Origin of the sequence: Micromonospora carbonacea (assembly GCF_014205165.1) — a bacterium.
Taxonomy (GTDB): Bacteria; Actinomycetota; Actinomycetes; order Mycobacteriales; family Micromonosporaceae; genus Micromonospora; species Micromonospora carbonacea.
Genome location: NZ_JACHMZ010000001.1, coordinates 169,919 through 191,626, shown reverse-complemented (window position 1 = coordinate 191,626; position 21,708 = coordinate 169,919). Strand labels below are relative to the sequence as shown.

The window sequence follows — 21,708 nt, the reverse complement described above, 5'->3', positions numbered from 1 at the left end:
CACCCTGAAGATCATGTCGGGCAGGTGGCGGTATCCGGCGACCGGGATACCGCCACCTGCCCGACATGAAGTCGATCAACCAGCCGGACCGGCCGGGCCGGCGGTCACGAGGCGCTGCCGGCCATCAGCCAGCGCGTGACGGCGACCCGGATCAGGACGTTGTCCCCGGCGGGCCCGGCCGGGGCGGTGACGTCCCAGTCGTACTTGCGGCGGAACTCGTCGGCGGCCCACCCGGGGAACGGCTCGCGCACGATCACGGCCGCACCCTCGGCGACGACCGGGAACTTGCCGTCGGGCAGCGCCAGCGACACGCGGGGATCGGCGACGATGTTACGGACCTTGCGGTTCCGCTCCTGCGTCCAGATGCACCACTCGTCGTCGCGGAACAGGAACCAGACCGGCGTGACGTGCGGCGAACCGTCCGGCCGCACCGTGCACAGCCAGACGATCCGCTCCTGGGCGAGGCGGTCCAGGATCTCCGGCCCGGGCGCCGGGTGGCCGATCACTGCGGGAACGCCGCGACGAAGGCCCGCCACGCGTGCGCGTCGACGGCCGGCACCGGCCCCGAAGGGTTCCTGCTGTCCCGCACCCCGACCACCCCGGGAAGATCCGTCGCCACCTCCACACACTTGTCGTTCGACCCGCTGCGGCTGCTCTTCCGCCAGTGGGCACCCATCAACTCCATGACTCCGCCACTTCCCTCAACCGATCGATCGACTCCTGCGGGGGCAACGCCGCGCCGAGGGTAACCTTCCACACCTGCCGGAGCCCTGACAGATCCTCACGCCGGCCCAGCTCCTGACCGCCGTTCTGGCCACCGCGAAAGGCCATCTCGGCACCGCCCCCTGGCCCGGCGTACGCCGGGGCCGCCCGATCCCCGGCCGGACGCCCCCACCGGGGGTGATGACGCAGACGACTCAGCTCCGTAGGGAGACAGCCTCATGCCCCGACCCTCGCGCCACCAGCGAGCCGACCCGCCCCCGACACCGGCACCGGCACCGGCAGGGCGTGACTCCGTAGACGGGGGTCAGGGGTGGGTCATGCGGAGCAGGTCGAGGGCCTCGTCGAGCTGCTCGGCGGTGAGCTTGCCGTTGGCCACGTGCCCCCGGGCGATCACCACGTCCCGGATCGCCATCTCCTTGGCCAGCGCCTCCTTGGCGATCGAGGCGGCCTCGTCGTATCCGAGGTGGCGGTTGAGGGGGGTGACGATCGACGGCGAGCCCTCGGCGTACGCGAGACAGACGTCCGCGTTCGCGACCAGGCCGGCCACGCAGCGGTCGGCGAGCAGGCGGCTCGACGCGGCCAGCAGCTTGATGGACTCCAGCAGGTTGCGGGCCATCACCGGCAGCATCACGTTCAGCTCGAAGTCGCCCTGCGAGCCGGCGAACGCCACCGCCGCGTCGTTGCCGATCACCTGGGCGCAGACCTGCCGCACGGCCTCGGCGACGACCGGGTTCACCTTGCCCGGCATGATCGACGAGCCGGGCTGGAGGTCGGGGATGCGCAGCTCGCGCAGGCCGGCGCGGGGGCCGGAGCCCATCCACCGGATGTCGTTGGCAATCTTGTAGAGGCCGACCGCGATGGTGCGGAGCTGCCCGGACGTCTCCACCAGCGCGTCCCGCGCGCCCTGCGCCTCGAAGTGGTTACGCGCCTCGGTCAGGGGCAGCCCGGTGGACTCGCGCAGTTTGGCGATCACGGCGGCTGCGAAGCCGAGCGGCGTGTTGATCCCCGTGCCGACGGCGGTGCCGCCCAGCGGCAGCTCGGCCAGCCGGGGCAGCGTCGCCTCCAGCCGCTCGACGCCGTAGCGGACCTGGGCGGCGTACCCGCCGAACTCCTGGCCGAGGGTGACGGGCGTGGCGTCCATGAGGTGGGTGCGGCCCGCCTTGACCACGGTCTCGAACTCGGCCGACTTGGTCTCCAGCGCACCGGCGAGGTGCGCCAGGGACGGGATCAGGTCCTCGACGACGAACTGCGTCGCCGCCAGGTGGATGGACGACGGGAAGACGTCGTTGCTGGACTGCGAGGCGTTGACGTCGTCGTTCGGGTGCACGTCCCGGCCCAGCTCGCGGCTGGCCAGGGTGGCGACGACCTCGTTGGTGTTCATGTTGGACGAGGTGCCCGAGCCGGTCTGGAACACGTCGATGGGGAACTGGTCGTCGTAGCCGCCGTCGGCCACGTGCGCGGCGGCGGTCGCGATCGCGGCGGCCACCTCCGCGTCGATCACGCCCAGCTCGCCGTTGACCTGCGCCGCCGCGCCCTTGATCTGGGCCAGAGCCTTGATCTGCGCCGGCTCGATGCCCCGGCCGGAGATCGGGAAGTTCTGCACCGCACGCTGGGTCTGCGCCCGCCACAGCGCCTCGGCGGGCACCTCCACCTCGCCCATCGAGTCGCGTTCGATCCGGTAGCCCGCTGCCTCTGGAGTCGTCACGCATACCATCCTGCCCCGGCCGTCGCCGGCCCGCAGATGATCGCCCGCTCCGGCGGACGGGCCGCCAGAAACCCGACGACGCGAAGACAGTCACGTAATTAAGATCATGGAATCATCGCCTGCCACGAAAGGGCCTCACTTGCAGCTCAACGGGGGTTCCACCGGCGTCCGCCCCGGACGCCCACGGCGCACACCGCGCCGGCTTCTCACCGGCGGCCTCGCCGCCCTGCTCACCGCCACCGGCGCGCTGGCCGGCACGGCCGCGCCGGCCGCCGCCGGCCTGACCCAGTACGTCCTGCCCACCAGCGTCAGCTACACCGACGCCCGGCAGCCCGCTCTCGCCTTCCCCACCACCGCCGCCGACGTGCCCGTCGGCACGTGGCAGGCCGACGGGGCGACGCACACCACACGCGCCTACTTCACCTTCGACCTCACCCCTTACCGGGGCAAGGAGATCATCACTGCCCAGGTCGTCACCGGGGAGTCGACGGTCGCCGACTGCACGAAGCCGCGCAGGCTGGAGCTGTGGCGCACCGACACCCCGGCGACCCCGCCCACCTGGAACACCGCGCCCGCCGTACGCGAAAAGGTCGGCGACGTCGGTCCCACCGCGCCCTGCCCGGCCGGCTACCTGGAGCTGGGCGTCAGCGAGGTGATCCGGCAGGCCGTCGCCGACGGGCGCGACTCGCTCACCCTGATGGCCCGCATCGCCGGCCCCACGAGGGGAACAAGCACTTCGGACGGCGGGTGAAGAAGCCCGGCGTCTCGCTGGAGGCCAACGCCGCGCCCGACGTGCCGGGCAAGCTGACCGTCGCGGGCCGGGCCTGCGCGGACGGGCTGCTGGTCGGCACCACCACGCCGGTCCTCACCGCCGAGGTGACCGACCCGGACAAGCCGGAGCCGTCCGCCGGGGACCGGGTGCAGGCCACCTTCGCCTGGTGGCCGGTGGACCGCCCCGCCGAGCGGACCGAGTGGACCTCGTCCTCCTGGTACACCCCGGCCACGATCCAGTACACGGTGCCCGGCGGCCTGCTGGTCGACGGCGGCACGTACGCCTTCGCGGTCCGCGCCGCCGACGAGCGCGCCGTCTCCGGCTGGTCGCCGGAGTGCCGCTTCACCGTCGACACGACCCGCCCGCCCGCGCCCACGGTGGCCTCCACCGACTACCCGTCCGACCGGAGCTTCCCCGGTCACGGCGGCCCGGGGATCGCCGGCGACTTCACCTTCACCAGCGCCGCCGACGACGTCGTCGGATTCTGGTACGGCCGCACCGGCCTCACCACCTACGCCGCCGCCGGCCCCGGCGGCACCGCCACGGTCAGCTACGCCCCCGACGAGTACGGCCCGGACTGGCTCAACGTGCAGGCCGTGGACCGCGCGGGCAACCGCTCCCCGCAGACCCGGTACGAGTTCTGGGTGCGCAACACCGCGCCGACGGTCACCGACGGCAACCCGGACGGCTGGCTCGGGCAGCCGCGCGAGTTCACGTTCGCGCCGAACATGACGGACGTGGTCGAGTACGTGTGGTCGCTCAACGGCGGCACCGAGCGGACCGTTGCGGCGGACGCCGCCGGGGCGGCCACGGTGACCGTCACCCCGACGGCGGTCGACAACACGCTGCACGTGCGCAGCCGCACCCGCGACGGGGTGCTCTCCGGCGACGCCGGCTACCCGTTCTCCGTGCGCACCGCGCCGTTCGTCACCTCGGAGGACTGGCCGTTCGACGGGACGCCGGGCGCGCCGGCCGGCACCGAGGGCAGCTTCACGTTCGCCCCCGCGATGGCCGACGTCACCGAGTACGTCTACACGTTCGGCCGCGGCGACGAGCGGACCGTCCGGGCCGGCGCGGACGGCAGGGCGACCGTGTCGTACACGCCGGCCAACGCCGGGTACCACACGATCGAGGTGTTCAGCCGGACCAGCGCCGGGGTGGAGTCCGAGCCGATCGGCCTGGCGTTCTATCCCGCCTCGGTCGCGCCGACCGTGGCGTCCGGGGCGTACCCGCAGAACACGACCGGCGGCGGGCCGGGCGTGCCGGGTGTCTTCACCTTCGCCCCGCACGCCTCGGTCACCGGCGTCACCTCGTACGTCTACCAGTTCCGGGGCGAGCCGGAGCGGACGGTGGCGGCGAACCCGGACGGCACCGCCACCGTCGAGTGGACGCCGTCGGCGTACGACAACGAGTACGGCGGCTGGGTCGAGCTGCGGGTGCGGGCGCGCACGGCCGCCGGGGTGACCACGGACGCGCAGTACTACTCGTTCCGGGTCGACCCGCAGAGCCCGCTGGTCACCTCGGACGTGTTCGGCTGGCAGGGCGGCGCCGTGGTCGGGCAGACGGGCGACTTCGTGTTCACCGCCCAGTTGCCGGGCACCACGGAGTTCGTCTACTCGTTCGACGACGGGGCGGAGGCCACCGTGGCGGCGGACGCGGCCGGCACGGCGCGGGTGAGCTGGGCGGCGGACTCGCCGTACGGGCACAGCCTGACCGTGCGCAGCCGCACGGCGGCGGGGATCGTCTCCGGCCCGGCGTACTACAACATCTTCATCGACCCGAGCTGACCCACGAAGTACGCCGAAGGGGCGCCGGGCTCACGCCCGGCGCCCCTTCGCGTTGCCCGAGGATGGTCAGCCGTGGCACCCGACAAGGCCGCCGGAGCTGCGTGCTTACGAGTAGACGTCCTTGCGGTGCCCGACGTCGTGGATGGTCAACTCGTCGCCGTCGAGGCGGTAGAGGACGCGGTAGTCCCCGACCCGCAACCGACGCCCGGACCCGTCGCGCATCTCGGTCGAGCCCTGCGGCACTGGGTCGGAAACCAGGCCGAGGATCGCGCTCAGGACGGTCAGGAACACGTTGCGCGGCTGCTTGTGCAGCCAGACCAACACATCCCGGTCGATCTGAACCTTCACGCCGCGGCACCGCCGGCCCGGTCGGCCAACAGCGCTTCCACCTCGCGGGGATCAACCCCGAGCGACTCCAGAGCCGCCGACAGCGGCACGAACTGACCCTCGGCACGAGAACGAGCGATCACCGCCGAGTCCCTGCGGTCTCGGAACGCCTCGATCTCCTCCCACTCGTCGATGCCGAGCAACACGGCCACGGGCCGCTCGTACTTGGTGATGATGACCGGTTCTCCGGTGCGCTCGACCCCGTCCAGCACTCGGCCCGCGCCATCGCGGAACTCCCGCAGGGTAATCTTCATCATGTACCAAACCGTACCATGCGGTACCGCGCTACGCGCCTTGCCTCTCAACTAAGCGTCAGGGTCGCCGGCGCCCTCGGGCGGGACGTGCCAGCCCACACCCGGAACCATGACGGCCAGACGCTCGGCCGCCAGCGCGTCCATTGCCTTGGAGGCGGTTTCGCGCGCCACCCCGTAGGTCTGGGTCAACGTCTTCTCGGACGGGAGCCGGCTCCCCGGCGGGTACTCACCGGCCTCGATCGCCTTCCGCAGGATCACGGCAAGTTGCCGGTATCGCGGAACCGGCGACATCAGGTCGATCCTCTTGACGCTCAAGCGTCAAGGGACCCGGCGTCACCGGGCTCCACACCGGCGGCTCGCAAGATTCGCCGGACCTGTTCACGGCCGTAGCCCGCGACCCGGGCGATCTCGCCAACCCGCTGACCGTCCCGGTATGCCGTCACAATCGCGGTGGCCAACCGCTCGCGCACCCTCGGCACGTCGGCACGGGCCGAGGCGACTTCCGCGAGCCCATCCTGCACCCGCTGGAGCGCGGCTCGGTACGCCTCCGACGCTGCCTCAAGGTCGCCCGCCACGTGGCCAACTCTGACACGTAAAGCACGTCCCACCTGGCGGCACATATCAGTGGCCACCTCCACGGTTTACAGGTGGCCTCCTGACACTTATCGTGGTGGGACATTGCAAGCGGCCCCCGGCAGGCGTGGTAGCGCCAGCCGGGGGCCTTGATCGGACACGGGAGGTCCGACCCGATGAACAGTTTCCCTGACCGCCTCCAGCCGCCCCGCATCGGAAGGTGCGCCTCATGACGATCCTGGCGATCGGCCCGCGGAAGCTACCGGCTGGGGACACGGTGGAAGTGTGGTTCGACGCCGGCAGCAGCGCGACGGGGCAGCGCGTCATGGTCCCCGTGAAGCGGCTGACCCTCTCCGACCAGGATCGCGGAGAGGGCGCGACGGCCCTGTACGAGTACGAGTCGCACAACCGCCGGAACTGACCCGAACACCCCGGCACACGGAGCCCTCGGCAACCCGCCGAGGGCTCCGCCCAAACCTGACCCCCACCCGTCGCCCGCCCACCCACTTCCGCGATCTTGCAGTTGCGGCCCCGACAAAAGGGGCGAAGCACCCATTCAAGGGGCCCAAAGTGCAAGATCGGCGAGAGGAGGTGCGCTCCGCCAGGGGCGGCCGGTCGGGGAGCGGTCAGCGGCGGCCTACGGTCAGCACCGGCTTGGTGACCTCGGCGAAGAAGTCGTTGCCCTTGTCGTCGACGACGATGAAGGCGGGGAAGTCCTCCACCTCGATCTTCCAGACCGCTTCCATGCCCAGCTCCGCGTATTCGAGGACCTCGACGTGCCGGATGCAGTCCTGGGCGAGGCGGGCGGCGGGGCCGCCGATGGAGCCGAGGTAGAAGCCGCCGTGCTGCTGGCAGGAGCGGGTCACCTGGGCGGACCGGTTGCCCTTGGCGAGCATCACCATCGAGCCGCCGGCCGCCTGGAACTTCTCCACGTACGCGTCCATCCGGCCGGCGGTGGTCGGGCCGAACGAGCCGGAGGCGTACCCCTCGGGGGTCTTGGCCGGGCCGGCGTAGTAGACGGCGTGGTCACGCAGGTACTGCGGCATCGGCTCGCCCGCGTCGAGCCGCTCGGCGATCTTCGCGTGCGCGATGTCCCGGGCGACGACGAGCGGGCCGGTCAGCGATAGCCGGGTCTTCACCGGGTACTTCGACAGCTCGGCGCGGATCTCGGCCATCGGCCGGTTGAGGTCGACGCGCACCACCTGCTCGGCGTCGAGGGTCTCGTCGGTGACGTCGGGCAGGTAGCGCGCCGGGTCGGTCTCGAGTCGCTCCAGCCACACGCCCGACGGGGTGATCTTGGCGACGGCCTGCCGGTCGGCGGAGCAGGACACGGCGATCGCCACCGGGCAGGACGCGCCGTGCCGGGGCAGCCGGACGACCCGCACGTCGTGGCAGAAGTAGCGCCCGCCGAACTGCGCCCCGATGCCGAAGTTGCGGGTCAGCTCCAGCACCTCCGCCTCCAGCTCCAGGTCGCGGAAGCCGTGCGCGGTCATCGAGCCCTGCGTCGGGAGGGCGTCCAGGTACTTCGCGGAGGCGTACTTCGCGGTCTTGAGGGCGTATTCGGCGCTGGTGCCGCCGATGACGATCGCCAGGTGGTACGGCGGGCAGGCGGCGGTGCCGATCAGCCGCAGCTTCTCCTCCAGGAACTGCATCATCCGCGTCGGGTTCAGCAGCGCCTTGGTCTCCTGGTAGAGGTACGACTTGTTGGCCGACCCGCCGCCCTTGGCCATGAACAGGAACTTGTACGCGTCGGGGTGGCCGTCCGGGTCCTCGGCGTAGATCTCCACCTGCGCCGGCAGGTTGCTGCCGGTGTTCCGCTCCTCCCACATCGTCAGCGGGGCGAGCTGCGAGTAGCGCAGGTTGAGCCGCGTGTACGCCTGGTAGACGCCCCGGGAGATCGCCTCCGCGTCGCCGCCGTCGGTCAGCACGTGCCGGCCGCGCTTGCCCATCACGATGGCGGTGCCGGTGTCCTGGCACATCGGCAGCACCCCGCCGGCCGCGATGTTCGCGTTGCGCAGCAGGTCCAGTGCGACGAACCGGTCGTTCGGCGAGGCCGCCGGATCGTCGATGATCGCCCGGAGCTGGGCGAGGTGGGCGGGGCGCAGGAAGTGGGCGATGTCGTGCATCGCCTCGGCGGTCAGCGCGGTCAGCGCGGCCGGCTCCACGGTGAGGAACCGGCGTCCGCCCGGACCGTTGACGACGTCGACACCCTCGTCGGTGACCAGGCGATACTCGGTCTGGTCGGGACCGGTCGGCAGCAAGGGAGCGTAGGAGAACGCGGCGGCACTGCTCATGAGCGGAAAGCCTAGGGCAGACCGGTCGATCGCTCGCACCCGACGGGGGCCTGAAGGGAGCTCGCTCTCCACGCCCGCTCCCGGCGGCCCCGCCGGGCCGCGCTCAGCGCCACGTCCGCCGGGCGTTCAGCAGAGCTCCCGCTTCGGGCCGCAGCGGTCCTCGTCGGCCGGGCCGTCGCCGCTGCCCGGCGCGTCGCCGCCGGGGTCGCCGCCGCTGCTGCCGGGGCCGGGCACCCCGGCGTCGCCGCCGGGCGCGGTCCCGCTGCCGCCCGCGCCGAAGCGGACGTACCCGATCTCGCGGCCCTCGCCGATGACCATGCCCGCCGGGCCCACGGCCAGGGCGTTGGCCGAGGTCCGCAGCACCAGCAGTTCCTTTCCGGTACGCGGGTCCAGCGCGATCAGCCGGTTCGGCTTCTCCTGCGTGAGCACCGCCGCGTACGGGGTGAGCGTCGCGCCGTTCCTCTCGCCGGTGGGCCGGGTCCACCGGGTGCGGTCCGCGCCCAGCTCCCGGGCGACGATGGAGCGCTTGTCGGCGGTGCGCAGCAGCGCGTACCGGTCGTCGACGGCGATCAGCTTCTGCCCCTCGTCGTTGACCTGGAGCAGCCGCCCGTCGTACCCGTCGATGACCGCCTCGCGGCCGTCCGGCGCCACGCCGATCAGCACGTTCCGCGCGCCCTGCGGGTCCTCCCGCTGCGCGCAGCCGGCGCTGTCGGCGGTGCGCAGGTTGATCCCGGTGCGCCGCCACACCTCCTTGCCGGTGGTCGGGTCGTGCGCGGTGAGGGTGAACGCGCACGCGCCGTCCTGGCCGACCGCCCTGATCCGCAGCATCCGGCCGCCGACCACGGCGAGCCGCTCGTCGCGGCCCGGCTCGACATTTTGGAGCACCCGCCCGGTGGCGGTGTCCACCACGTGCACCCGGCCGTCGACGGGGAAGCCGAGCAGCGGCGGGACCGGCTCCGGCCCGGCCGCCCCGGCGTCGATCCGGTTGGCGGTGAGCCGGCGGGTGCCGAGCAGGTCGGGGTTGTCGGCGAAGAGGCCGGTGCTGACGCCGGGCAGGAACGCCGTCCACAGCGGCGCGGTGCCGCGCGGATCCCAGGCGCTCAGCGTGCAGTCGGTCGCCTCGACGCAGTGGGCGTCGAGCAGCAGGTTCCGGTACGTCCACACGGCCACCGCGTCGTCGTCGCGGCGGCGGGTCGCGCCGGTGGTGGGGTCGAGCACCTCGTACCCCTTGACCAGGAGCTTGCCCACGGCGACGACGGGGTCGCGGTCCCCGCCGGCCACGGCGGCCCAGTCGGCCTTGCGGTCCCACAGCTGCGCGCCGGTGGCGAGGCTGCGCGACTCGACCCGGGTACGCTGCTCGACGATCACGGTGTCGCCGGCGATGGTGACGCTCTTCGGGGTGCCACCGATGCGCTGCTGCCAGATGACGTCGGGCTCGGAGATCGGCTCGCTGCGGTCGACCCAGTCCCACACGCCCGGCCACGGGTTCCACACCCCGGCCACGGCGAGGACGACCACCGTGACGAGGCCGAGCAGGAACCAGCCACGCATCCTGAGGCCGCCCACCTTCGCCACACCGGACACGGTAACGACGATCACCGCCGCCCCGAGCGCCGGTGCGGCCGTGTCGCGCCGCTTTCTCGGTGACCGACGTGTTAATAGGGGGCCCTTTCTCTACAAAAGGCGTTAGGAAGGGGCCCTTCCTTCTCCCCCGGCGGCGGAGCGGACCAGGGGGAGCGTCCGGTACGGGATCTGCTGGGCGAGCGCGATGATCGTCGACGCCCGCCGGATCCCCTCGTACGAGACGATCTGGTCGATCACCCGCTGGAGGTCGGCGTTGGAGCGGGCGACGATCCGGCAGAGCACGTCGCTGGAGCCGGTGATGGTGTGCGCCTCCAGCACCTCGGGGATCGCCGCGAGGTGGGCGGTCACCGGGTCGTGCCCGAGCCGCTGGCTGATCTCCAGGGTGACGAAGCTGGTCACCGCGAAGCCGATCGCGGCCGGGGAGATGTCCGGCCCGAACCCGCCGATCACCCCCCGGTCGACGAGCTTGTCGAGGCGGGCCTGGACGGTGCCCCGGGCCACCCCGAGCCGCCGGGAGCACTCCAGCACCCCGATCCGGGGCTCCTCGGCGAAGAGTTCGATCAGTCGCGCGTCCAGCACGTCGAGCTGGACACCCTGCACAGCGGTCACGGGTGACGACCATACCGAATGCGCAACCTGACCAGGAATCAGCGCAACTGTTGCCCACCCGGTCGGCGTCCGGCGATGCTCGCAGGACGAACCCACCCACGGCGGCCCACCAGGCCGGCCGGTACGCGAGGGAGGTCACCATGACCCAGGCGATCGACCGACCGCAGCCCACCGAGGAGATCGACGTCGACCGGCTCGTCGGCGCCGTCGACCACGACATCAGCCACGACCCGTTCCCGGTGAAGGCGCTCGACCACGTCCACTTCATCGTCGGCAACGCCAAGCAGGCGGCGCACTACTACTCGACGGCGTTCGGCATGACCTGCGTCGCGTACCGGGGGCCGGAGCAGGGCTTCCGCGACCACGCCGAGTACGTGCTGACCAGCGGTTCGGCCCGGTTCGTGCTGACCGGCGCGGTGCGCCCCGACGCCCCCGGCGTCGAGCACGTGACGAAGCACAGCGACGGCGTGGCGGACATCGCGCTGGAGGTGCCCGACGTCGACGCCGCGTACGCGCACGCCGTCGCCCAGGGCGCGACCGGCCTGGTCGAGCCGCACGACGTCGGCGACTCCCACGGCACCGTGCGGATGGCGGCCATCGCCGCGTACGGCGACACCCGGCACACCCTGGTCGACCGGTCCCGCTACACCGGGCCGTTCCTGCCCGGCTTCGTGGCCCGGGGCCCGATCGTGGACCGGCAGCCGATGATCGACGCCGGCCTCCAGCCGAAGCGCTTCTTCCAGGCCGTCGACCACGTGGTCGGCAACGTGGAGCTGGGCCGGATGGACGAGTGGGTCGACTTCTACAAGCGGGTGATGGGCTTCTCCAACATGGCGGAGTTCGTCGGCGACGACATCGCCACCGACTACTCGGCGCTGATGAGCAAGGTCGTCGCCAACGGCACCCGCAAGGTCAAGTTCCCGCTCAACGAGCCGGCCGTGGCCCGCAAGAAGTCGCAGATCGACGAGTACCTGGAGTTCTACCAGGGCCCGGGGGCCCAGCACATCGCCGTGGCCACCAACGACATCCTGGCCAGCGTCGACGCGATGCGGGCGGCCGGCGTCGAGTTCCTGGACACCCCGGACTCGTACTACGACGACCCGGAGCTACGCGCCCGGATCGGCCGGGTGCGGGTGCCGATCGAGGAGCTGAAGGCCCGCAAGATCCTGGTCGACCGGGACGAGGACGGCTACCTGTTGCAGATCTTCACCAAGCCGGTGCAGGACCGCCCGACCGTGTTCTTCGAGCTGATCGAGCGGCACGGCTCGCTCGGCTTCGGCAAGGGCAACTTCAAGGCCCTGTTCGAGGCCATCGAGCGGGAGCAGGAGAAGCGGGGCAACCTGTAGTCACCTGCGACACTGTCGAGCGTGACCCAGCCTCAGACGTACCCGACGCCACCGGCCGGCGGGCAGCCGCCCGCCGGCTACCCACCACCGGCCGGTTGGGTGCCGCCGCGCCCCGGGTACGCGCCGGTGCCGGTCGGCCCCGGCGGGCAGCCGCTGGCCAGCTTCGGCGACCGCCTGCTGGCCTTCCTGATCGACAGCGCCGTCGCCAGTGTGGTCGTCTTTACGCTGTTCCTGCCGGTCCTGGCGTTCGTCTGGTTCAGGATGTTCGACGAGTTCACCCGGACCAACCCGGACGGCACGCCCGTCGAGCCCGACCCGAGCACGTTCCTGACCGACATCATGCTGCCGCTGCTCCTGGCCGAGCTGGGGCTGGTCGTGCTGATGCTGGGGCTCTACTGGCTCTACCACGTCGAATACCTGTGCCGGTCCGGGCAGACGCTGGGCAAGAAGGTGATGAAGCTCCGGGTCGTCCCGCTCGACCCGACCCGGACGCTCGACCGCGCCATGGCCGGTCGGCGCTACCTGGTGCAGTTCGTCGCCGCCACGGTGGTGCCCGGGCTCAGCTACCTCGACGGGCTCTGGCAGCTCTGGGACAAGCCCTGGCAGCAGTGCCTCCACGACAAGTTCGCCCAGACGGTCGTCGTTAAGGTTGCTCCGTGAGCATCGCACCCGGCTGGTACGTCGACCCTGCCGACCCCGACACCAGGAGGTACTGGGACGGTGAGGGCTGGATCGGCGCGCCGATCCCGGTCGACGCCACCCCGCCGGAGGGGCCGCCCCCGGTCGAGTCCCCGGCCCCGGCCAGCCCCGCCCCCGGCCCGGGCGGTCCGGCCGCGCCCACGACCTCCGGTCCCGCCCCCGGCCCGGCCGGCGCGCCGCCCGCCCCGGGCCCGTTCCCCGGCTGGCCGGGGACCGGCCAGCCCCCGTTCCCCGGGCAGCCCGGCCAGCCGGCGGGCACCGGGCAGCCGCCGTATCCCGGTCAGCCGCCGGGGCCCGTCGGCGGCCCGCCGTACGGCCCGTTACCCGGCCAGCCGGGGGCACCCGGGCAGGGGTACCCGCCGGGGTGGGCGTACCCGGGGTGGCCGGGGCCTCCGCCCGCGCCCCGCCCGCACGGGCTGCCGCTGGCCTCCTTCGGCGCCCGGTTCGTCGCCCGGCTGATCGACTTCGGCGTGGTGTTCCTGCTCAACGCCGTCGTCAACGGCTGGTTCGTCTACCGGTACGTCGAGGAGGTCACCCCGTACTTCCGCGAGGTGCTGCGCCGGAGCATGGCCGGCGACACCTCCACCGACGGGCTGCCGCAGCCCGGCGAGCAGGCCGGCGGGCTCCAGGTCGCCATCCTGCTCATCGCCACCGCGCTCTGGTTCGCGTACGAGGTGCCGGCGATGGCCGGCAACGGGCAGACTCTCGGCAAGCGGCTGCTCGGCGTACGCGCCGTGCCGGTCGAGGCCGACCAGCCGCTCGGCTTCGGGCGGGCGCTGCGCCGGTGGAGCACGCTGGGCCTGCCCACCCTGCTCTGGTACTGCTGCGGCTTCGGCCTGCTGCTCCAGCTCGTCGACGCCCTCTCGCCGCTGTTCGACCACCCGCTGCGGCAGGCGCTGCACGACAAGCGCGCGCAGACGGTGGTGGTCCGGCTCCCGCCCCGCGCCACCACCCCGTCCGGCGGCCCCGCCGAGCCGGCCGACGACCCCGCCACCCCCGCCACCCCTTCGGGAGACAAGCCATGACCGACACCGGACGTCACGAGCCGCCGCTGCGGCTGACCCGCGCCGACCTCGACGCGCTGCCCAACTACGTGCCCGGCCGCAGCCCCGCCGACCTGGCCCGCGAGCTGGGCCTGCCGGAGGCGATCAAGCTGGCCAGCAACGAGGTGCCGTACGGGCCGCTGCCCGGCGTGGTGGAGGCGGTCGCCGAGGCGGTCGCCGGCTCGCACCGCTACCCGGACATGGGCGTGGTGGCGCTGCGCGAGGCGCTCGCCGAGCGGCACGGGGTACACCCCGACCGGATCGCCACGGGCTGCGGGTCGGTGGCGCTGGCCGAGCACCTGGTGCGGGCCACCTGCCTGCCCGGCGACGAGTTGCTCTACTCGTGGCGGTCGTTCGAGGCGTACCCGATCATCGCGGCGACCAGCGGCGCGACCAGCGTGCGGGTGCCCAACGACGCCGGGCACGGGCACGACCTCGACGCGATGGCCGCGGCGGTGACCGACCGGACCCGGATGGTGCTGGTCTGCAACCCCAACAACCCGACCGGCACCGCCGTACGCCGGGCGGAGCTGGACCGGTTCCTCGACGCCGTCGGCGAGGACGTGCTGGTGGTCATCGACGAGGCGTACCGGGAGTTCGTCACCGACGCCGAGGTGCCGGACGGCCTGACCTACCTCGACCGGCCGAACGTGGTGGTGCTGCGCACCCTGTCGAAGGCGTGGGGGCTGGCGGGGCTGCGGATCGGCTTCCTCGTCGCCGCGCCCGAGGTGGCCGCCGCCGTGCGCAAGGTCGTCACCCCGTTCTCCACCAGCATGGCCGCCCAGGCCGGCGCGCTCGCCGCCCTCGCGCAGGCCGACGAGGTGCAGCGGCGCTGCGCGCTGGTCGTCGCCGAGCGGGACCGGGTCACCGAGGCGCTGCGCAAGTTCGTCCCGGACGTGCCGGCCAGCCAGGCCAACTTCGTGTGGCTCCCGCTGGGCGACCGGGCGGTCGGGTTCGGCAAGGCGTGCGAGGCGCGCGGCGTGATCGTCCGGCCGTTCCCGGGCGACGGGGTGCGGGTCACCATCGGCACCCCCGCCGAGAACGACGCGTTCCTCGCCGCCGCGGAGTCCGTCCTGGCCTGAGCCGCCCGGCCCTGGCGCGGGTCGCGGAGTCCGCCCAGCCGGTGTGCCGCCCGGCCCGCGCCCGTGCCGCCCGGTCGCTCAGGTGGCGGCGAGCAGCACCGGCTCGGACATCAGGAAGTAGCGCTGGTCGTCGGCGTCCGGGGCGACCGGCTCGCGCAGGCGCTCCACGGCCACGTAGCCGCCGCCCGCGTACGCCAGGCCGGGGGCCCAGCCGATGCCGTCGCGGCCCACCTCCAGCCGGAAGCGGGAGCGCTGCGCGCCGGTCCTCGGATCGAGGGTGACCAGGTCCCGGGCCTCGGTGAGCAGGTGCACCCGGCCCGGCTGGACGGCCAGGATCCGGGCCGGGCCGAGGTCGGCGCGACGCCACAGCTCCTCGCCGGTGCGGGCCGAGCGGGCGGTCACCACCCCGCCGGCCGTGCCGACGACCCGGTCGCCGTCCAGCTCCGCCCCGGCCTGGTCCAGGGCCGGCGCGGCGACCGGCTCGCCGGCGCCCACCAGCCAGCCACGGCCGGCCCCGTCGGCGAAGCCCTCGGCGTGCAGGCCCCGGCACCGGGAGCGGAGGCTCACGCAGCCCACCGGGGTGACGGTGAGGTCGGCGGTGGCCCCGGCCGGCGTCAGGCGGGTCGTCGGCGTGCCGGTGGCCACGTCGCGGAACTCGACGGCCACCGGGGTGGCGCACCGGTCGACGGCGACGAGCCGCCCCGCCGACGTGGTGGCCACCTCGTCCCGGCACCCGCCGTCCACGTCGGCCGACCAGAGCCGCCGGCCGTCGGCGAACGCGAAGCCGGCGACCCGCTCCGGGCCGGCGGCGACCAGCACGGTCCGGCCGTCGACGGCGCGGGCGAGGAACAGCCCCGGCGGGGCCCACACGGTGCCGGCCCCGGTGCGGCGGGCGGTCCAGCCGGCGGCGGGCTCCGGGCCGGCGGCCTGCCAGGCCACCCGTCCGGTACGCGCGTCCAGCGCCACCAGCTTCCCGTCCGACCAGCGACTGACGACCGTCGTCCCGTCCGCCACCACCCCGCTGACCTCCGCCGGCCAGCGCCGGTACGACCAGTACGGGGTGACCCGGTTGCGGGAGTCGGCGGGCTGGTCGGCGTACACCTGGCGGGTGGCGGCGTAGACGCGGAGTCGGCCGTCCACGATCAGCGGGGCCGCCGGCAGCCGACCCACCACGCCGATCGCCGGGGTGACCGCGCCCGGGTAGGCGGCGTGGGCGGGGGTCTCCACCGCGGCCGGCGCGAGCACCCGGTGCACGACGAAGGCGACCGCCGCGACGCCGACGAGCGCCGCGAGTGCCATCGCGACGCCCCGCCGCCCCTTCGCCACAGTCATGCCGCACCTCCGCCCGGCACCCTACCGAGGCCGGCCCGCGCCGGTGCCGGCCGGCACCCGGCCCGGCGCACGCGGTCAGGCCGCCTCGGCCGACGTCGGTGGGTGGGCGGCGCGGGAGAGGTCGGCGAGGTCGCGGCGGAAGGTGCCCTCGACCGCGCGGGCGGCCAGGCCGCCGAAGAGCAGGGCCAGCACCCGGCCGTACGGTGCCGTGGCGACCGCCTCCTGCGCGACGGTGACGGCGGTGCAGGCCCGACGGCGACGCTGGACGGTGCGCAGGACCCAGGTGGTGCGGTAGGACACGCCGATGCCCGGCGAGGCGAGCACCAGCCGTCGGGGCGCGACGCACTCCACCACGACGAACTCCTCGGCCTGGGTGCCACCGTCCGGCCGGGTGCGGGTCTCCCGCCAGGCCGTGCCGGGGGCGAGCGGGCCGGGGGTGAGCAGCTCGACCGCGTCGACCGTGCGGAGCCAGTCGGCGCGGACCGGCAGGTCGACGAGGAGCCGCCAGAGGTCGACGGCGGGCGCCTCGATGAACTCGGTGACCGTGACCGTCGACATGACACCTCCCGTGTCGTCCACGGTACGGCCGGCGGGCTCGCGGTGGGGCCCCAGCGGCGGAACTTCCGCCGCTGGTGGCCGATCCGGGGGTGACGGGGCACCCCCGGGTCAGGGTCAGGCCAGGAAGCGCCCGACCCGGATCGCGTCGACGAACGCGGTCCAGCCCGGCGGGCTGACGGTCAGTGCCGGGCCCGCCGGGTCCTTCGAGTCGCGTACGGCGACGACTCCGGCGCTGCCGACCAGGTTGTCCGCCACCTCGACGCACAGTCCCTGGTCGTTCGAGCGGCTGCTGGTGCGCCAGACGGCACCCGAAAGATCGATCATTGTTGTTGCCTCCACTCCGTTGGGACGTCCCACGACGACCGGGCGGCACCTTCCGGAGCCGCCGGCCGGGTTCCGCCACGCGGGGAACCCGGCTCGATCAACGGAGCAGGGCAAGACATCGGTCGCACCGGATGTGCGACCAGGTTCCGCGGCCGTCACCGGGTGGACGCCGCCGGGCCGGCCGCCCGGACGGGGGTTCGGCGGGACCCGGCGGGCGGCCGGACGGCGGGGCGCCGCAGGGGTCAGCGGGCGGGGTGGACGGTGCCGGTCACCTCGCCGAGGGCGATCGTGGTGCCGTCGGGGCCCGGCGCGGTGGCGGTGACGGTGACGGTGTCGCCGTCGGCCAGGAAGGTGCGCTCGGCCCCGCCGACCGTCACCGGCTCCGCGCCGCCCCAGGTCAGCTCCAGGAACGAACCGACCTGGTCCCGCCGGGGGCCGGAGACGGTGCCGGAGGCGTACAGGTCGCCGGTGCGCAGGGACGCGCCGTTGACGGTCAGGTGCGCCAACTGCTGGGCGGGCGTCCAGTACATGCCGGCGAACGGCGGCTCGCTGACCCGCTCGCCGTTCCACTCGACGGCCAGCCGCAGGTCCAGCCCCACGTGCGGCACGTCCCGCAGGTACTCCGCGACCGGCGGGTCCTGCTCGGGCGCGGGCACGAACGCGTCGGCGAGCGCGTCCAGCGGGGTCACCCAGGCCGACACGGAGGTGGCGAAGGACTTGCCCAGGAACGGTCCGAGCGGCTGGTATTCCCAGGCCTGGATGTCCCGCGCCGACCAGTCGTTGACCAGCACCACCCCGAAGACGTGGTCGGCGAAGTCGGCCACTCCGACCGGCTCGCCGAGCACGCTGGGCACGCCGACGACGAAACCCACCTCGGCCTCGATGTCGAGGCGCACGGACGGCCCGCAGACCGGCCCGTCCGGGGTGGCCCGCTGCCCGGTGGGGCGGACGACAGGCGTGCCGGACACCACCACCGTGCCGGCCCGGCCGTGGTAGCCGATCGGCAGGTGCTTCCAGTTGGGCAGCAGCGGCGGCTGGCCGGGGCGGAAGATCTGCCCGACGTTGCCCGCGTGGTGCTCGGAGGAGTAGAAGTCGACGTAGTCGGCCACCTCGAACGGCAGCAGCAGCTCCGCCTCGGCCAGCGGCACCAGCAGCGGCTCGACCGCCGGCCGGTGGGCGGGGTCGGTGAGCAGCTCGGTCACCCGCTGCCGGACGGCGGTCCACTGCGGCCGCCCCAGGGCCAGGAACGCGTTGAGCGTCGGCCGGCCCAGCGCGCCGGCGGCCAGCACCAGCCCGGCCGCCTCGGCCGCGCCCAGGTCGAGCACGAACTCCCCGATCCGTACGCCGACGCGGGGTTCGCCCCCGCCAGAGCGGAACACCCCGTAGGGCAGGTTGCACACCCCGTACGCCGAGCCCTCGGCACCCGTCACCCAGGTCATGCGTCGCGTCCTCCGTCCACGTCCTGTCCTGCGCCCACGTCCTGTCGTGCGTGCACGTCGTGTCCCCCGTTCACCAGGCCGAGCCGGATCAGATCGGTCAGTGGCTCGGTGATGCTGCACGAGCCGTACCCCACCCACAGCGGCCGGTCGGCGGCGCGGGCGGCCCGGGCGCGCTCGACCAGCGGCACCGGGTCGGTGGTGGCGAGCACGGCGGCCACCTCGTCCACCTCGGCCCCGTCGGCGGCGGCGAGGGTCGCGGCGAGCACGTTGCCGAAGCCGTGGTGGGTGAAGCCGGTCTCCGGATCGCGGTGCCGCACGGCGTGGTGCAGCCCGGCGGTCAGCTTGAAGGGCAGCTCCCGGTCGCGGCAGGCGCAGATCACGGCGGCCAGCTCGACCGGGGTGGGGAACAGCTCGGCGGCCAGCCCGCCGGTGCGGAACTTCGCCGCGACCGGTGCCCCGTCGGCGCGCGCGGCGGCGACCGCGTCGAGCGCCCCGGTCAGCCCGAACGTCAGCGGCAGCTCGGCGTAGAAGGCGACGCCGCCGGACCGCCCGGCCAGGCCCAGCAGCGCGGTCAGGCCGGGCAGCGGGTCCTCGCCGCGCTTGGCGACGGCCACCTCGACCTGGCGGGCGGTGACGCCGGCCGGCAGGGCGGCCAGGGCGGCGGGCAGCCCGTCGACCCCGGTGTCGCCGATCAACCCGACCGCGAGGCCGCCCCCGGCGCTGTCGTCGCCCGGCGCGGCGGGCCCGGCCGGGTCGCCCGCTGCACCCGCCGGCCCGCCGAGGGCTCCGGCCAGCGCGCCGGAGACGACCGCCGAGGCGGGCACGAGCAGCGGGCCGACGAGCTCGGCATACCAGGAGCCCCGGTGCCGGCGGTGCGCGGCGAGCGCGTCGGGAAGCGTCGCGCTGCCGGGCGGGAAGACCGCGGCGTCGTCGACGAGGCCGGCGAGGAGGTGTGGCACGTGCGTTGACACGGAACAAGAACTTACGGGACGCTACAAGGAACGGACAACAGCGTCCGATTATCGGACGGCAGTGGCCGGTGAACGGGGCGATGGCCGGTGAAGGGTCCTATGCTCGGGTGAACGGGACGAAACGGGAGGCGACATGCCGTACTACCGCAGCGTCGGCGAGGTGCCCCGCAAGCGGCACACCCAGTTCCGCCAGCCCGACGGCACCCTCCACACCGAGGAGCTGATGGGCCAGGAGGGCTTCTCCGCCGACTCCTCCCTGCTCTACCACCGGCACGCCCCCACCGCGATCGTCGCCGCCGAGGCGTACGACCCGCCGGCCGTCACCCGCGTGCCCAACCTGCCGCTCAAGCCCCGCCACCTACGCACCCACCAGCTCGACCACACCGGGGCCGACCCGATCCTCGGCCGGCGCTACCTGCTCGCCAACGACGACGTGCGCATCGCCTACGTGTCGGCCGACCGGCCGTCCCCGCTGTTCCGCGACGCCACCGGCGACCACTGCCTCTACCTGGAGTCCGGGTCGCTGCGGGTCGAGTCGCCGTTCGGCGCGCTCGACGCGGTGGCCGGCGACTACGTGATCATCCCGACGTCGACCATCCACCGCCTCGTCCCCACCGGCGACGGGCCGGCCCGGCTGCTGGCCGTCGAGGCCGCCGGGCACGTCGGCCCGCCCAAGCGCTACCTCTCGGTGCGCGGCCAGTTCCTGGAGCACTCGCCCTACTGCGAGCGCGACGTCCGGGGGCCGGACACCCCGCTGCTGGTCGACGACTCCGACGTCGAGGTCCTGGTGCGGCACCGGCGCGGCTGGACACGACACGTCTACGCGCACCACCCCTTCGACGTCGTCGGCTGGGACGGCCACCTCTACCCGTGGGCGTTCTCCATCCACGACTTCGAGCCGATCACCGGCCGCATCCACCAGCCGCCGCCCGTGCACCAGACGTTCCAGGGCCCCAACTTCGTGATCTGCTCGTTCGTGCCCCGCAAGGTCGACTACCACCCCGACGCCATCCCGGTGCCCTACCACCACCACAACGTCGACTCCGACGAGATGCTGTTCTACACCGGCGGCAACTACGAGGCCCGGCGCGGCTCCGGCATCGGGCAGGGCTCCATCTCGCTGCACCCGTCCGGCTTCACCCACGGCCCCCAGCCCGGCGCGGCCGAACGCTCGATCGGCGTCGACTTCTTCGACGAGCTGGCCGTCATGGTCGACACGTTCCGCCCGCTCGACCTGTGCGACGCGGCGACCGAGTGCGAGGACCCGGCGTACGCCTGGACCTGGGCCCGACCCGCCGCCGGTTAGGACGCCACGGCCACGGAGGCGTCGACCCGGCGGGCGGGCCCGCCGGTCAGCTCCGGCACCGTCGTCGAGACCCGCCCGTACCGCCCCGACCGGACGGCCCGCCCGAGGGCGACGAGCGCCGCCGCCACCGGCGCGGGGGTCCCCGCCCCGACCAGCCGGTCCCGGTAGGCGTCGTCGTCGACGTGGACGACCTCGACGGGCCGGCCGAGGCGCGCCCCGAGCAGGCCGGCCAAATGGTCGGCGGTGAGGGCCTCGGGGCCGGTCACGTCGAGCGTCCGGCCCGCGAGATCACGGGCCGGCCCCGGACCGGCGGCCAGCACGGCGGCGGCCACGGCCGCACAGTCGTCCCGGGCCACGTACGCCACCGCGCCGTCCCCGGCGTTCGTCACGTGCCGGCCGGTGGACACGGCGGGGGCCAGCAGCTCCGCGACCCCCGAGGCGTAGATGGCGTTGCGCAGGATCGTCCACGGGAGCCCGCAGCCGCGCAGGTGTTCCTCGGTGGCCCGGTGGGCGGAGTTGAGCAGCTCCGGCGGCCCGTCGCAGGCCACCAGGGAGGTGTAGACGACGTGCCCCACCCCGGCGGCCACCGCCGCGTCGACCGCCGCCCGGTGCTGGGCGATCCGCCGCGCGGGCTCCCAGGCGTCCGTGCTCACGATCAGCAGCCGGTCGATCCCGGCGAGGGCCGCCGGGAGCCCGGCCGGCTCGTCGAAGTCGACCCGCCGCGCCTCGACGCGCTCCGGTGCCGCCCGGCCCGCCCCGGCCAGGGCCGCGCCCGGATCGCGGGTCAGCGCCACGACCCGGTGCCCCGCCCCGGCCAGCATCCGCACCGTACGGCCGCCAAGCCCACCGGACGCCCCCGTCACCCCAACGATCACCTGATCCCGCTCCGCTCTGCTCACGAACGTGGCCTCCCCCGCCAT

23 protein-coding genes are annotated in these 21,708 nt (G+C 73.8%); 8 read left to right on the top strand and 15 right to left on the bottom strand.

Features of this window, described 5'->3' with window-relative positions; all coding sequences use genetic code 11:
* Window positions 1-104: 104 nt before the first annotated feature.
* The 3 genes from HDA31_RS00905 to HDA31_RS00895 all read right to left on the bottom strand — a co-directional run bounded on the left by HDA31_RS00905 (window position 105) and on the right by HDA31_RS00895 (window position 2,437).
* Window positions 105-506, bottom strand: a complete 402-nt coding sequence (locus HDA31_RS00905; RefSeq protein WP_178066600.1) for a TIGR03618 family F420-dependent PPOX class oxidoreductase — start codon at window positions 504-506, stop codon at window positions 105-107.
* On the bottom strand, window positions 503-685 hold the full coding sequence (locus HDA31_RS00900) for a DUF397 domain-containing protein (RefSeq protein WP_178066601.1): 183 nt from the start codon (window positions 683-685) through the stop codon (window positions 503-505). Before HDA31_RS00900 ends, HDA31_RS00905 begins: the two co-directional genes overlap by 4 nt.
* Before the next feature lie 342 nt (window positions 686-1,027).
* Window positions 1,028-2,437 (bottom strand): class II fumarate hydratase, encoded by a 1,410-nt coding sequence (locus HDA31_RS00895; protein WP_176734739.1) that lies wholly within the window; start codon window positions 2,435-2,437, stop codon window positions 1,028-1,030.
* A 130-nt stretch (window positions 2,438-2,567) separates the two neighbouring features.
* Between HDA31_RS00895 and HDA31_RS00890 the strand changes: the two genes are divergently transcribed.
* Together HDA31_RS00890 and HDA31_RS00885 are read left to right on the top strand one after the other, a co-directional pair.
* Window positions 2,568-3,179, top strand: coding sequence for a DNRLRE domain-containing protein (locus tag HDA31_RS00890; RefSeq protein ID WP_178066602.1), 612 nt, complete (start codon window positions 2,568-2,570; stop codon window positions 3,177-3,179).
* On the top strand, window positions 3,176-4,987 hold the full coding sequence (locus HDA31_RS00885; RefSeq protein ID WP_178066603.1) for a hypothetical protein: 1,812 nt from the start codon (window positions 3,176-3,178) through the stop codon (window positions 4,985-4,987). The genes HDA31_RS00890 and HDA31_RS00885 overlap by 4 nt, the downstream gene beginning before the upstream one ends.
* 105 nt (window positions 4,988-5,092) lie before the next feature.
* Here HDA31_RS00885 and HDA31_RS00880 read toward each other — a convergent pair whose 3' ends face one another.
* From HDA31_RS00880 to HDA31_RS00870, 3 genes are read right to left on the bottom strand one after another with little or no spacing between them, the layout of a single operon-like run.
* A complete protein-coding gene (locus HDA31_RS00880) occupies window positions 5,093-5,335 on the bottom strand; it encodes a type II toxin-antitoxin system RelE family toxin (RefSeq protein ID WP_178066604.1) in 243 nt (80 codons plus the stop codon).
* On the bottom strand, window positions 5,332-5,631 hold the full coding sequence (locus HDA31_RS00875; RefSeq protein WP_176734164.1) for a type II toxin-antitoxin system Phd/YefM family antitoxin: 300 nt from the start codon (window positions 5,629-5,631) through the stop codon (window positions 5,332-5,334). The genes HDA31_RS00880 and HDA31_RS00875 overlap by 4 nt, the downstream gene beginning before the upstream one ends.
* Window positions 5,632-5,679: 48 nt before the next feature.
* Window positions 5,680-5,943: a GntR family transcriptional regulator gene (locus tag HDA31_RS00870; RefSeq protein WP_178066605.1), complete on the bottom strand. Its 264-nt coding sequence runs from the start codon at window positions 5,941-5,943 to the stop codon at window positions 5,680-5,682.
* Window positions 5,944-6,430: 487 nt separating this feature from the next.
* On the opposite strand from HDA31_RS00870, the gene HDA31_RS00860 reads away from it, so the two are divergent.
* On the top strand, window positions 6,431-6,622 hold the full coding sequence (locus HDA31_RS00860) for a hypothetical protein (RefSeq protein ID WP_178066607.1): 192 nt from the start codon (window positions 6,431-6,433) through the stop codon (window positions 6,620-6,622).
* A gap of 205 nt (window positions 6,623-6,827) precedes the next feature.
* On the opposite strand, the gene HDA31_RS00855 is transcribed toward HDA31_RS00860, so the two are convergent.
* The 3 genes from HDA31_RS00855 to HDA31_RS00845 form a co-directional block, all read right to left on the bottom strand.
* Window positions 6,828-8,495: a fumarate hydratase gene (locus HDA31_RS00855; protein ID WP_178066608.1), complete on the bottom strand. Its 1,668-nt coding sequence runs from the start codon at window positions 8,493-8,495 to the stop codon at window positions 6,828-6,830.
* Between the two features lie 126 nt (window positions 8,496-8,621).
* Window positions 8,622-10,046, bottom strand: a complete 1,425-nt coding sequence (locus HDA31_RS00850; RefSeq protein ID WP_178067880.1) for a PQQ-binding-like beta-propeller repeat protein — start codon at window positions 10,044-10,046, stop codon at window positions 8,622-8,624.
* A 135-nt stretch (window positions 10,047-10,181) separates the two neighbouring features.
* A complete protein-coding gene (locus tag HDA31_RS00845) occupies window positions 10,182-10,688 on the bottom strand; it encodes an Lrp/AsnC family transcriptional regulator (RefSeq protein WP_178066609.1) in 507 nt (168 codons plus the stop codon).
* A 140-nt stretch (window positions 10,689-10,828) separates the two neighbouring features.
* Between HDA31_RS00845 and hppD the strand changes: the two genes are divergently transcribed.
* From hppD to hisC, 4 genes are read left to right on the top strand one after another with little or no spacing between them, the layout of a single operon-like run.
* Complete coding sequence (hppD, locus tag HDA31_RS00840; RefSeq protein WP_074472310.1) at window positions 10,829-12,034, top strand: 4-hydroxyphenylpyruvate dioxygenase; 1,206 nt, start codon at window positions 10,829-10,831, stop codon at window positions 12,032-12,034.
* A gap of 21 nt (window positions 12,035-12,055) precedes the next feature.
* The gene (locus tag HDA31_RS00835) at window positions 12,056-12,694 is read left to right on the top strand and encodes an RDD family protein (protein ID WP_178066610.1); all 639 of its coding nucleotides are present in this window, start codon (window positions 12,056-12,058) and stop codon (window positions 12,692-12,694) included.
* Window positions 12,691-13,758, top strand: a complete 1,068-nt coding sequence (locus HDA31_RS00830) for an RDD family protein (protein ID WP_246384180.1) — start codon at window positions 12,691-12,693, stop codon at window positions 13,756-13,758. The genes HDA31_RS00835 and HDA31_RS00830 overlap by 4 nt, the downstream gene beginning before the upstream one ends.
* On the top strand, window positions 13,755-14,858 hold the full coding sequence (gene hisC / locus HDA31_RS00825; RefSeq protein ID WP_178066611.1) for a histidinol-phosphate transaminase: 1,104 nt from the start codon (window positions 13,755-13,757) through the stop codon (window positions 14,856-14,858). Before HDA31_RS00830 ends, hisC begins: the two co-directional genes overlap by 4 nt.
* Window positions 14,859-14,936: 78 nt before the next feature.
* On the opposite strand, the gene HDA31_RS00820 is transcribed toward hisC, so the two are convergent.
* The 5 genes from HDA31_RS00820 to HDA31_RS00800 all read right to left on the bottom strand — a co-directional run bounded on the left by HDA31_RS00820 (window position 14,937) and on the right by HDA31_RS00800 (window position 19,482).
* On the bottom strand, window positions 14,937-16,190 hold the full coding sequence (locus HDA31_RS00820; protein ID WP_178066612.1) for an outer membrane protein assembly factor BamB family protein: 1,254 nt from the start codon (window positions 16,188-16,190) through the stop codon (window positions 14,937-14,939).
* 75 nt (window positions 16,191-16,265) lie between these two features.
* Window positions 16,266-16,748: an SRPBCC family protein gene (locus HDA31_RS00815; protein WP_178066613.1), complete on the bottom strand. Its 483-nt coding sequence runs from the start codon at window positions 16,746-16,748 to the stop codon at window positions 16,266-16,268.
* A 114-nt stretch (window positions 16,749-16,862) separates the two neighbouring features.
* Entirely contained in the window at window positions 16,863-17,072 is a 210-nt protein-coding gene (locus HDA31_RS00810) for a DUF397 domain-containing protein (RefSeq protein ID WP_178066614.1), read from the bottom strand.
* A gap of 242 nt (window positions 17,073-17,314) precedes the next feature.
* Complete coding sequence (fahA, locus tag HDA31_RS00805) at window positions 17,315-18,511, bottom strand: fumarylacetoacetase (RefSeq protein ID WP_178066615.1); 1,197 nt, start codon at window positions 18,509-18,511, stop codon at window positions 17,315-17,317.
* A complete protein-coding gene (locus HDA31_RS00800) occupies window positions 18,508-19,482 on the bottom strand; it encodes a hypothetical protein (RefSeq protein WP_178066616.1) in 975 nt (324 codons plus the stop codon). The genes fahA and HDA31_RS00800 overlap by 4 nt, the downstream gene beginning before the upstream one ends.
* Window positions 19,483-19,615: 133 nt before the next feature.
* Here HDA31_RS00800 and HDA31_RS00795 point away from each other — a divergent pair, with 133 nt between their 5' ends.
* Window positions 19,616-20,788, top strand: a complete 1,173-nt coding sequence (locus HDA31_RS00795; RefSeq protein ID WP_178066617.1) for a homogentisate 1,2-dioxygenase — start codon at window positions 19,616-19,618, stop codon at window positions 20,786-20,788.
* Here the strand turns inward: HDA31_RS00795 and HDA31_RS00790 are convergent.
* Window positions 20,785-21,687 (bottom strand): NAD(P)H-binding protein, encoded by a 903-nt coding sequence (locus HDA31_RS00790; protein ID WP_219824962.1) that lies wholly within the window; start codon window positions 21,685-21,687, stop codon window positions 20,785-20,787. The genes HDA31_RS00795 and HDA31_RS00790 overlap by 4 nt on opposite strands.
* Between the last annotated feature and the right edge of the window lie 21 nt (window positions 21,688-21,708).